The 11,242-nt window shown below is 56.1% G+C and carries 8 protein-coding genes; 2 read left to right on the top strand and 6 right to left on the bottom strand.

Annotation, left to right across the window (positions count from 1 at the left end):
- Positions 1-27: 27 nt before the first annotated feature.
- The gene (locus Q669_RS14635) at positions 28-927 is read left to right on the top strand and encodes an acyltransferase (protein WP_022992854.1); all 900 of its coding nucleotides are present in this window, start codon (positions 28-30) and stop codon (positions 925-927) included.
- A 26-nt stretch (positions 928-953) separates the two neighbouring features.
- Here Q669_RS14635 and Q669_RS14640 read toward each other — a convergent pair whose 3' ends face one another.
- The 5 genes from Q669_RS14640 to zapE all read right to left on the bottom strand — a co-directional run bounded on the left by Q669_RS14640 (position 954) and on the right by zapE (position 9,679).
- Positions 954-3,629 carry a helix-turn-helix transcriptional regulator gene (locus Q669_RS14640; RefSeq protein ID WP_022992855.1) on the bottom strand — a complete coding sequence of 892 codons (2,676 nt, stop codon included), beginning with the start codon at positions 3,627-3,629 and terminating at the stop codon, positions 954-956.
- Positions 3,630-3,900: 271 nt separating this feature from the next.
- Positions 3,901-5,262, bottom strand: a complete 1,362-nt coding sequence (locus Q669_RS14645; RefSeq protein WP_022992856.1) for a DUF1329 domain-containing protein — start codon at positions 5,260-5,262, stop codon at positions 3,901-3,903.
- Positions 5,263-5,295: 33 nt separating this feature from the next.
- Positions 5,296-7,143, bottom strand: coding sequence for a DUF1302 domain-containing protein (locus Q669_RS14650; RefSeq protein ID WP_022992857.1), 1,848 nt, complete (start codon positions 7,141-7,143; stop codon positions 5,296-5,298).
- Between the two features lie 218 nt (positions 7,144-7,361).
- Complete coding sequence (locus Q669_RS14655; protein WP_014422096.1) at positions 7,362-8,546, bottom strand: thiolase family protein; 1,185 nt, start codon at positions 8,544-8,546, stop codon at positions 7,362-7,364.
- A gap of 35 nt (positions 8,547-8,581) precedes the next feature.
- Positions 8,582-9,679, bottom strand: a complete 1,098-nt coding sequence (gene zapE, locus Q669_RS14660) for a cell division protein ZapE (protein ID WP_227501122.1) — start codon at positions 9,677-9,679, stop codon at positions 8,582-8,584.
- Between the two features lie 236 nt (positions 9,680-9,915).
- On the opposite strand from zapE, the gene Q669_RS14665 reads away from it, so the two are divergent.
- Positions 9,916-10,353: a YhcB family protein gene (locus Q669_RS14665; RefSeq protein WP_011786143.1), complete on the top strand. Its 438-nt coding sequence runs from the start codon at positions 9,916-9,918 to the stop codon at positions 10,351-10,353.
- A gap of 43 nt (positions 10,354-10,396) precedes the next feature.
- Here the strand turns inward: Q669_RS14665 and Q669_RS14670 are convergent, their stop codons facing one another.
- Positions 10,397-11,140, bottom strand: a complete 744-nt coding sequence (locus Q669_RS14670) for a Nif3-like dinuclear metal center hexameric protein (RefSeq protein ID WP_022992859.1) — start codon at positions 11,138-11,140, stop codon at positions 10,397-10,399.
- Positions 11,141-11,242: the final 102 nt, after the last annotated feature.

Below are 11,242 nucleotides of genomic sequence, written 5' to 3' on the forward strand. Positions count from 1 at the left end.
TGAAACTGACAGATCAGAGATTTTCCAATGCTTGATTTCTTGCCCGCACCGCTAAAAGGTGCTCTTGCGGTGCTGTTGATACTGATCAACACCCTGGTGTTTCTTCCGCTACTGGTGCTTATAGCGCTGGCCAAACTGATTGTTCCTGTCCGGCCATTTCGTAAAGCGTGCACCATCGTGCTGAACGCCATTGCCTGGTACTGGATCGGCTTCAACAACACCCTGATGAATCTGCTCCACCGGGTGGAATGGGAGGTCCGTGGTGCGGAAGAACTCAGCAAGGAGCACTGGTATTTTGTCACCTGCAACCATCAGAGCTGGGCTGACATTCCCGCTATTCAATATGTACTGAACAGCAAAATCCCACTGCTGAAGTTCTTCCTGAAAAAGCAGCTGATCTGGGTGCCTTTGTTAGGAGTTGCCTGGTGGGCTCTGGATTTCCCGTTTATGCACAGACATACCAAGGAACAGATCGCCAAACGCCCGGAACTGAAAGGCAAGGACATTGAAGCGACAAAGGCCGCCTGTGAAAAATTCCGGTACACACCAGTGACCATTTTCAATTTTATGGAAGGCACCCGTTTCACTCCGGAAAAACACCAGCGCCAGAATTCACCCTACAAGCATCTGCTGAAACCCAGAGCGGGCGGCACGGCCTTTGTGTTTGGCGCCATGGGCGAGATGATTCATACCATGCTGGATGTCACTATCGTGTATCCCGGTGGTCGACCCGGCATCTGGGACTACCTGTGCGGACGGGTGCGCAAGATCGTGATCGATATTCACACCCGCGAAGTGCCGGAGCGTTTTCTTGGAATGGATTACGAAAACAACCGGGAGGTCAGGGTCGACTTCCAGCGATGGGTAAGTGAGATCTGGGCGGAGAAAGACCAGCGAATTGAAACATTGTTGGCCGAGAACAGCTAACGAATAACCCACGCGGGGCTGCGGTATTACAGCAGCCCCAGCTCCCGGGCCCGGACAATTGCCTGGGTCCGTGATTTAACATCCAGCTTGGCGTTTATCCTTCTGGCGTGGGTTTTCACGGTATGCAGCGAAATGTGCAATTTGTCGGCGATTTCCTGGTTTGATAGCCCCTGGGCGATCAATTCCAGAACGCCCTGCTCCCGATCGCTGATGGGCTCGGCCAGGGGATCTGTCGCCGTTACCACTGGCTCACAACCAAACAGCTGCCCAAGCGCTGCGGTAAAGGGCCCGTTATCCAGATGGCGATAGCATTTGTCCATCAGCGGCCCAAGCTCTTTCATAAGCTCTGCAAAGGGGCTTATAAAATGCTCCCGGCTCGCCTGGGCAACGACGCTCTCCAGCCTCTTCCGGGCGGCAGGAAGGCCTTTCTCGGCTTCCAGCAGAACAGCATCCAGCAAACCCGCATGCAGCTGAAGCCCCCAGGGCATGCTGCCCTCGTATTTCTCAGAGACAGCATCCAGATGTTCCCGGGCTCTCACCAGGTCGCCATTGGCCATATCAGCCCGCACCTGCAAGCAATCCAGCAGGCCTGGCATCATCGGGAAAAGCTCTGGTACACATCCACCTTTACGGTAAGGTTCCAGTTTGGCGATCGCCTGCGTCGCACTGTCGTGTTGGCCTTGAGCCAGCCAACAGCTGGCTTTCAACGCTTCCAGCACCGGTACGTACAGGCTCTCATCCACCTGCCAGGTATGCATGGTGCGCTCTGCCCGACCCACCCAGACGAAGGCATCATCCATCCGGCCCTGAGCGCGACACATCAGCACCCTCAACGCCATGGCGAGCAGCAACCCGAGATCACGGGTCTGTTCGGCATGACGGGCACAGTTGACCAGCAGTCGATCGGCTTCCGTCAGACGGCCCTGATGCCAGAGTACCAGGACCAGATTCAGTTGCAGGCGGGTTTCCCCGATTCGTGCCGGCCGGCTGAGCTCCTGCATGGCCGTATCCAGCCCGGTTCGCAAAAGTTGCTCCGCGTGGCGCAGTGCCCCCTTACCCAGTTCAATGCGGGCATGGGCGTATACCGCCAGGGCCTCAGACCCCGAATCGCCAGCTTCGCGGGCCAGCTTGGAAGCAACACGATTGGCATCCCGAGCCTCCTGAAAAGACCCGGCCGCACAAAGCGCGCTCGAACGAACAATTTGAGTCACCAACTGCGCCTGGGTCGACATACTACCCATCGCCAGCGCCTTGTCAGCCATGGCCAACGCGGGCTGCACAAAGCCCTCACCGCGCAATATAAACGCCTTCAAAGCGTAGATGCGGCCCTCATGCTCGTTCCGGTCCCGGTCATTGAAGCCTTCAAGAAGCTGCTTTGCCTGCTGGAACTGACCACCAATGGCATGTACCCAGCCGTAAACAATACGCAGCCGGGCGCTTCGCTCCAGCAATTCTGCAGGCAGGTTTTTTCTCAAGCTCAACAAAGAGGCAGTATCCTGGCCCAGTAACAGCGCCTCGGTACTCTCGGAGGCAATGCGCACGACCTCATCGCTATCACCGGCCAGGACCGCATACTTTAATGCTTCCGGGAATTGCTGGCGCTGCTCGAACCATCGGCTGGCCATAAGCATTCGGGTGATGTAGCCCCCCATCACCGGGGTTTGCAGCCAGGCCTGTAGCAATGGGTTCAGGCGATACCACCGGCCCCGGCCAGGGACCGGCTTCAAGGGCAGACCACGATCAGCAGCCTCAGACGGTGGCATCCCCGACTCTGACACGGAAGGCTCGATAGCGAAAAACAACTCATCCGAACAGCTGTCCATCTCGGCAATCGCCCGCAGTGATTTCAACTGAGCGGACCCCAGCTGGGCCGCAATACAGTCTTTCAGGAAACGCTCTACCGAAGGGGTTTCGTGCAGGGCCCGACGCTCCCCGCCCTGTTTCAGCTCCCGCCGATACAGTGCCAGTGGCGTTGGCCAACCTTCAGTCAGCCCGAATAAATGATCAATCGCGACGCTGGTAATCAGGCTGTCGGAGCGCGCTTTCGCAAAAAACTCAAAGGTTTCAGACCGTGAAAACTCCAGAATATCGGGTCCCAGCCTGGTGTAGTTGCCATTCAATTCCAGTGTGTGGCTCTCAAAGGGCACCGGAAGCCGAGAAGCCATGGCAACGGAAAGACCCGACGGCAGATGGGTGACCAGCTGATGCAATAAGCCGCTGACCGCCGGATTGGTAAGATAATGGACATTGTCCAGAACCAGCACTTCTCTGGCCTCGCGGGCCTGCCGACCTCGATTGACCAGAAGCATGGTCAAATGATCTTCAAAGGTACCGCCATTGGGCGGCAGCACCTCTGCCAGCCCTAACGCTATCGCAAGTATTGACAGAAAACGGGAGGGGGCATTGTCGCCGGCATTCAGGGCGATCCAGCGAACATTCACATCCGGTTCACTGGCAAGCGCACTGACCAGTGCGTGGGTTTTACCATAGCCTCCCGGTGCTTCTAACTGAAGCAACCGCCCCGGCTGCAAGGCCTGGCAGATTATTCGATCCAGATCCGGCCTTGCCAGGGTATCGCCTGGTACAGAGGGAACCCGCAGCCGGTGCTCCATAAGATCCCGCACCAGCTCACCGCTCTGTAGACCACTGTTCGCGGTCTGGAACTCGTCGTTGGCTGCACAGCCTTCTTTAAAGGATTTCACGCACTGCCCCGTTTGAAACCGGCCAGACGAAAGCCTGAACCGGAAAATAAGAGTCTTGCTCTTGCCGAAAACGGCATGGCGCCCTGCATGGGGTACGCCTTTAGTATGAGTCTTCAGGGAGAGGTTAAACTAAAGCAGGTGCCTGCTGCAAAAAATTGACGGGGAAAAAAGAGGTTAGAGGCGAATTTTTAACGCGGGAGACAAGATCAAACGGCAAAAAAAAAGCGAGCCGTGGCGGCTCGCTTTTTCTAACAGCTTTGAAGAGCCGCTATTAACGGGTACCAGCGCGACGCAGAGCCGCCGGCGTATAATCCCGGGACTGACGATCAACACCAAAGGTGTACGGCTGGTTTTCCTCGTTGGTCAGGCCAAGAGCCAGGTAACGACCGGAAAGCAGATCGTACAGTACTTCGATGGCGTACCAGGGTACGTTCTGGTCATAGAACTGCATTCCATGTGCTTCTGCTACACGCCAGAGCTCACCACGGCCATCGTAATGATCGATAACCGCCGCCTGCCAGGAGTCTTCATCAATGTAGAAGTCACGCTGGGCGTAAACGTGGCGCTCACCGTCTTTCAGAGTTGCACGCACGTGCCATACCCGGTGCAGCTCGTAACGGGTCAGCTCCTGATTGATGTGGCCGGCTTTGATGATCTCGTCATAGCTCAGGCTGCGATCCACCAGCTTATAGGAGTTGTACGGGATGTACATTTCCTTCTTGCCCAGCAGCTCCCAGTTGTAGCGGTCTGGCGCCCCGTTGTACATATCGAAGTTATCAGAGGTACGCATGCCGTCGGCTGCAGTACCCGGGCCATCGTAGGCAACCTGCGGAGCACGGCGAACTCGACGCTGACCGGCGTTGTAGATCCACGCCCGACGCGGCTCTGCCACCTGGTCAATGGTTTCGTGAACCAGCAGTACGTTACCCGCCAGACGGGCCGGGGCGGTAATGGCCTGTTTGAAGTAGAACAGAACGTTGTCGTCTTCACCCTGCTGATAATCGCTGAGGTAAGTCCGCCATGTCAGCTCGTCCTGGAACTTGACCACTGAGTAGTCGCCGCCGGCCGTCGGAGTAACCTGGCCAACGTTCCGTTGCACCGAACCACCGCGATACCGGGTGATATGGTTCCAGATAGCTTCCAGGCCGTTCTGGGGAATCGGGAACGGCGTCGCGCTCTCATAATTACCCAGGCCGTTACCGTTCTGAATCAACTCCACCTTGGTGGCGTTTTCAACGGTCTCGTCCATCACCTCTTTCGGGTACGCCGCCGTACGATGGGTCGGATACACCGGAATCTTGTAATCAGCGTATTGACGAATCATCGCCACCTGGCCTGGAGACAGCTTGTCGGCGTACTGATCAACATTGCTCTGATCAATGACAAACTCGGGCTGCTCATTCGGGAACGGATTTACATAGATACCGTCGCCCTTGTAGCCCGCCGGCGGAGTTGTTAACCCGCCGGTCCATGCCGGGATGGCACCGCCATTACCAGACTTCTCTGCACCCATCGGGGTCAGAGTATCGCCCAGCTTGGCCGCTTCTTCTGCAGAAACCGCGCCCCAGGCCTGACCGGTAAAGAGACTTGCAGCCAGTACACCTGTGGCCAGTAGTTTCTTGTTCAGTTTCATCTAAATTACCTCGTTGAACGAATTCGGTCCGGTTCAGAATGAGTAGGAAACGCTTGCACTCACGAAATCACGGTCGGTCAACTCGTTATACGGTTTGCCACCGAAAAAGTTTGTGTAGCCGATGTTGCCTGTGATCTTGTTCTGGTAAACCGCCTGAACAGACAGACCAAGTGCTTTGCTTCCTTCGTTGAAGGCACCACCCGGCTGCGGAGAGTAACCTTCTACGTCATGGCTCCAGGCCAACTGTGGCGACAGGTTCACACCTGCAAACACGTTCGGGTAGTCCCAAACCAGGCGGGTGCGATAGCCCCAGGAGAAGTCTGTGGTATAGCCGTCGTTCTCACAGTAGTCCGGGTTCAGATTCAGCTGGGGACAGATATCACCCGCAGGCGTGGGCACCGGACCTACGCCAAAAGTACCGGAGCGCCCATAACGTGCCTCGTCGTAGCCCGGCAGATCGTGTACCCAGGTCATACCCACTTCATTGATCAGGGACAGACGGCTGGCACCCATAACCTGATCGAAGAACTTGATCAGCGTGAACTGGAATTGGGAGACATTGTAACGGTCATAGGCAGAAGCCCTCAGACCGTTGATATCGAAGTCCGCTCCAAGTTCTTTTTGCCGCTGCTGCTGCAAGAGACTTACAGGCGTCGAATTTGGATCATTGGGATTGGTCGGCAGTTGCAGACCAGCGTAGATCAGCTCAAATGCGTTCCACTGAAGGGGCACATCCTCACGGAAGCTATACTCGGCGCCCAGCGACCAGCCGCCGGGCGTGGTTGTGTTGATACTGATACCGTAGAGGTCAATGTTCTCCGGGTACTCCATAAAGTACTCAGGGAACCCACCCGCCTGGGGCCCAGGACCATCGTTCAGCACACCGCTGACGTACGGCAGACGGCTGTTGTACTTAATGTAATAGAAGCCCAGCTCGGAATCATTCAGCGCCGGCACATACCAGCGAACCGCCACACCAAACTGGTCCTTTGAGTCCGCTTCTACGTCAGCAAGGCGATTAATGGCGTAACCACCAAGACCAAGTCCATCTGTGGCATCAATCAGTTGACTCTGAGCCTCGCTCACATCACCTGCTGGCCAGATTGGGCCACAGCCATCGGCGACAAAATCGATGGTGGAGAAGAAGGTCCCGCAATCGTCCGGCCGGACCGGCTCCCATTTGGCCTGAACGAAGGCTTCAATGGAGACGTTTTCAGTCACACCGGCAGACATGTAGAACATCTCAACCGGCAGCAGCGCATCCTTCAGCTCAGAGCCCGGAGCACGGAACGCCTGAACGTCTACCGGGTTGATGGTGTTGATACCACCCTGAATAAAGGTACTTTCACCCCAGCTCACCACCTGCTTACCATAGCGCAGGCTCACGGGGATGTTGCCGAAATACCAGTCAGAAAACACGTAGGCGTCGAGGATTTCGCCGCCTGAGGCATTATCCTTTGCTTTCTCGTTGAGCTCTACGTAACGGCGATTCTCGTCTTTGAGCTCGAAGTCATACCAATAGCGGCCACGAACAAAACCACCTACGCGGGTCAGATACTGACTGTCGACTGCATAATCCAGGAACAGCTCACTGTTACCCTTGATGATCTTGGAGATGGTATCGCCTTTGTCGAAATTGCGATTACCGTCGTCATAGTTGTTGGTGGAAGCAGTACCCCGCCCATCATGCGGAGCCAGAAGACGCTTGTCAGCTTCTTCTACTCGCCAGGAAGCACCGGCAGATAACGTGGTATTGAACTGAGCCTCAACATCACCCATGTAGAACGAGTATGCTGCTGCCTGGCCGGACACACCGGCGGCTATGGCTACGGCAAGTGGTAACTTGGTCCAACGCTGCCACGGTTGAGTTTTTCTTGTCATTGGAAGGCTACTCCGTTGTTGTTCTGAGTCGCTGCTCGATTGTTCTGGTGTTAGGTGTCCTGACGGCTGTACACACAGTGCCGTGATGATTGCACTATAGCTAAGCCTTTCGGGGGCTTTGATCAGTCAAAAGTATGATTTTGCTGTCACTCTCTGTTCAGCCGGGGCTCGCACTCCCTCACTATAGACAAGATTCAGGAGTGCAACCACCTGTCGTCTTACAGCATTTCGATCGCCATTGCGGTGGCTTCACCACCACCGATGCAGAGCGCGGCAACACCCTTCTTTTTGCCATAGCGCTTGAGGGCATGCATCAGGGTAACCAGAAGACGGGAACCGGTCGATCCAACCGGATGCCCCTGGGCACAGGCACCACCGTGAATATTCACTTTGTCCGGATCCAGGCCCAGCTCTTTGATAGGCATCATGGCCACCATGGCGAAGGCTTCGTTGATCTCGTAAAGGTCAACATCGTCCTTGGTCCAGCCGGTTTTCTGGAAAAGTGTCTGGATCGCGCCCACTGGCGCACAGGTGAACTCGCTGGGATGCTGGGACTGAGTGCTATGGGCAACGATCCGCGCCAGGGGCTTGAGGCCACGTTTTTCGGCTTCGGATTCACGCATCAGCACCAGTGCTGAAGAGCCATCGGAGATGGAAGACGCGTTTGCCGCAGTCACGGTACCGTCTTTGGCGAACGCCGGGCGCAGTGTCGGAATCTTTTCAATGTTGGCGTTGTGGGGCTGCTCATCATCCTCTACCACCACCTCGCCCTTACGGGTCTTGACGGTAACGGGGATGATCTCTTCTTTGAGCAGGCCTTCTTCAATCGCTTTCTTGGCACGATTCAGGGAGGAAATCGCGTAATCGTCCATTTCTTCCCGGGTATAGCCTTTCTTGTCCGCCATTTCCTGGGCAAAAGATCCCATCAAACGGCCGGTTTCGGCATCTTCCAGGCCATCCAGGAACATATGGTCCTGAGGCGCCTGCCCAGGCCCCATACGGTAACCCTGGCGGGCACCCAGCAGAATGTGTGGCGCGTTGGACATACTCTCCATGCCACCAGCGACCATTATGTCGTTTGAGCCGGCTTTGATCAGGTCATGGGCAAACATGGTGGCTTTCATGCCGGAGCCACAAAGTTTGTTAATGGTGGTGGCGCCAGTACTGTCTGGCAGCCCCGCCTTGCGCATGGCCTGGCGAGCGGGGCCCTGTTTCAGGCCGGCTGGCAGCACATTGCCCATGATGACTTCCTGAATATCGGCAGGCTGCAGGCCTGCGCGCTTCACCGCCTCGGCGATGGCAATAGCGCCCAGTTCCGGCGCGGACACCGGGGCAAGACTGCCCATAAAACCGCCCATGGGGGTGCGAACACCGCTCACGATGACAACGTTGTCCTGACTCATGCTGTGACCTCTCTGTTGGTTCTTTATGATTCTGGTTATGGTTTGTGGGGCGCTTCGAGATACTCCCGGGATTGCATTTCCAGCAACCGGGATTCCGTGCGCTCGAATTCAAAGCTCAGGCGCCCGCCCGAATAGAGCTCGGTGATGGGCGCCGCAGCGGAGATAATGACTTTGACGTTGCGGTCGTAAAACTCATCGATCATGTTGATAAAACGGCGCGCCTGGTCGTCCTTGTCGCCACCAAGCACCGGTACATTGCTGACGATAATGGCGTGGAACTGGCGCGCCATTTCGATGTAATCGTTCTGACTCCGGGGGCCGTCACACACGTCTTTGAAGTCAAACCAGACCACATCGTCTGCGTGGGCCTGGGCCGGAATCTTGCGACCGTTGATTTCCATGGTTTTACTGTGCTTCGCCGCTTCGACGGCCAGGGCGTCGAAACTGTTCCGCAAGCTGATATCCGCCTCATCATCCAGCGGACAGTGATAAAGCTCTGCCTGCTCCAGGGTGCGGAGACGATAGTCCACGCCGCCATCCACATTCACCACATCGGTGTACTTCTTTACCAGCTCAATGGCAGGCAGGAACCGGGCGCGCTGGAGGCCATCTTTATACAGGCCATCGGGGACGATATTGGACGTACACACCAAGGTAACCCCACGACCAAAAAGGCCATCCATCAGCGTGGCAAGGATCATGGCATCGCCAATATCGGAGACAAAGAATTCGTCGAAACAGATGACACGGGTTTCGTCCGCAAACTTTTTAGCCACCATTTCAAGGGGGTTTTTCTCCCCCTTCAAGGCCTTCAACTCGTTGTGGACACGCTGCATAAAGCGGTGAAAATGCACCCGCATCTTGCGCTCGAACGGCAGCGACTCAAAAAAGGTGTCCATCAGATAGGTTTTACCCCGGCCAACGCCACCCCAGAAATACAGGCCTTTAACCGGCTCTTCCCTACCCTTCTTGAGTTTGCGGCGCAGTTTGGCCAGCCCTTTGTTGCGCTCGTTTTCAGCAGCCACCAATTTATCGTACAGTGCCTGCAAGCGTTGAACTGCATCTACCTGGGCGGGGTCCTTATGAAAATCCGGGCGTTCAAGATCCTTTTGGTAACGCTCCCAAGGGGTCAGGTTCGCAACGGTATCGGAGGACGTAGCTGCAGTCATCAGGCTTCCTGAATAGTTGAATCGAGTGAAAAATCGGCGCGGTATTGTCGCCTATTTCGCGTTTTTTCGCCACGCCGGGCGGCTCTCGGGGCAATACGACGATTGGCTCAGTGTTTCAGCATGGGCTCAATCGGTTTGGGGCGTTATACTCCGTTTACGGGGATTGGCTCACTTCCAGGCAATATAAGGACGATTTTCATATGACAAACCTGATTCTGGCGGCAGTTGCCGCGTTGGTAGTTGGCATTGTCATCGGGATTCTGGTTGGCCGTTCCGGCCAGGGAGCAACGTTGCGGCAGCGCCGGGCGGAGCAGCAGATTGAAGAGCTGCGCAGCGAGTTTACGCGCTATCAGGCCCAGGTGAACGAGCACTTTATGGAATCCGCGCACCTGTTGCGCCGGTTCAACGACGCCTACCGGGATGTGAACCAGCATATGGCTCGTGGCGCCAACCGTCTGTGCAATGACGAAGACTGGATGGAAGAGCTGGATCAGAAATCCAAGGGCAGACTGGAGCATGGCAGTGATGGCGAGCCTTCAGAACCTCCCAGGGATTATGCACCCAAGGCCGACCCTGAGGCCAAAGGAACGCTTGCCGAGGACTACGGCCTGGACAAGGGCGAGAAGCGCCCGGCTTGATTCGAAATCAGAGGCTGCGCCACGCGCAGCCTGACAACGATCTTCATACCGGATTATCACAATCGATGAAACGGTGTGTAACACCAAACGCCTCAGCAATCGCCGCCCCTAACGCCTGCACTCCATAACGCTCTGTCGCGTGATGGCCCGCCGCAAAGTAATGAATGCCGCATTCCCGGGCGGTATGAGTTGTCGGCTCCGAGATTTCACCACTGATGTAGGCGTCTACGCCCGCCTCCAAAGCAACGTTGATAAAGCCCTGAGCGGCGCCCGTACACCAGGCGACGGTTTTGATTTTGTCTGCCCCGGCACCAACGTGCAACGGCTGCCTGTGCAGAGCCCGAGCCATCTCTAACTCAAACTTTTCCACTGACAAGGGCTCCGGCAACTCACCCTGCCAGACCAGCCCCCCCAGCGGCCTCGGATTCTGGATTCCGAGCACTTCCGCCAGTTGCCGGTTGTTGCCATACTCCGGATGATCGTCCAGTGGCAGATGGTAGGCGACGAGGTTGATGTCGTTGTCCAGCAATTGCTTGATCCGGTTTTTCTTCATGCCACGAATAGCCTGGTCTTCACCTTTCCAGAAGTAGCCGTGGTGGACAAGGATCATGTCTGCGTTTTGTGCGACTGCGGCGTCGATCAGTGCCTGCGATGCCGTCACTCCCGTCACGATAACGCCTACGCTCTCCTTACCCTCTACTTGCAGCCCATTGGGAGCATAGTCCTGAAAATTATCGGGCTGGAGCCATTCGGCTATTTTAACGAGGATTTCGTTTCTAAGGGCCATGACACCTCTCCTGCTCTATCTGACTCATGATCATCGTAAGCTGGCGTGCACTCAGTTCAGCGGTGACGGGCGGGAGGGGCTTTCCGGAAATTTCGGAGGCCA

Source organism: Marinobacter sp. C1S70 (assembly GCF_000475355.1).
GTDB lineage: Bacteria > Pseudomonadota > Gammaproteobacteria > Pseudomonadales > Oleiphilaceae > Marinobacter > Marinobacter nauticus.

Coding starts and splice junctions, on each gene's coding strand:
- Q669_RS14645 (WP_022992856.1), bottom strand. CDS start 5,262: ATGAAACTGAACAAGAAACTACTGGCCACAGGTGTACTGGCTGCAAGT.
- Q669_RS14655 (WP_014422096.1), bottom strand. CDS start 8,546: ATGAGTCAGGACAACGTTGTCATCGTGAGCGGTGTTCGCACCCCCATG.
- Q669_RS14665 (WP_011786143.1), top strand. CDS start 9,916: ATGACAAACCTGATTCTGGCGGCAGTTGCCGCGTTGGTAGTTGGCATT.
- Q669_RS14670 (WP_022992859.1), bottom strand. CDS start 11,140: ATGGCCCTTAGAAACGAAATCCTCGTTAAAATAGCCGAATGGCTCCAG.
- Q669_RS14650 (WP_022992857.1), bottom strand. CDS start 7,143: ATGACAAGAAAAACTCAACCGTGGCAGCGTTGGACCAAGTTACCACTT.
- Q669_RS14635 (WP_022992854.1), top strand. CDS start 28: ATGCTTGATTTCTTGCCCGCACCGCTAAAAGGTGCTCTTGCGGTGCTG.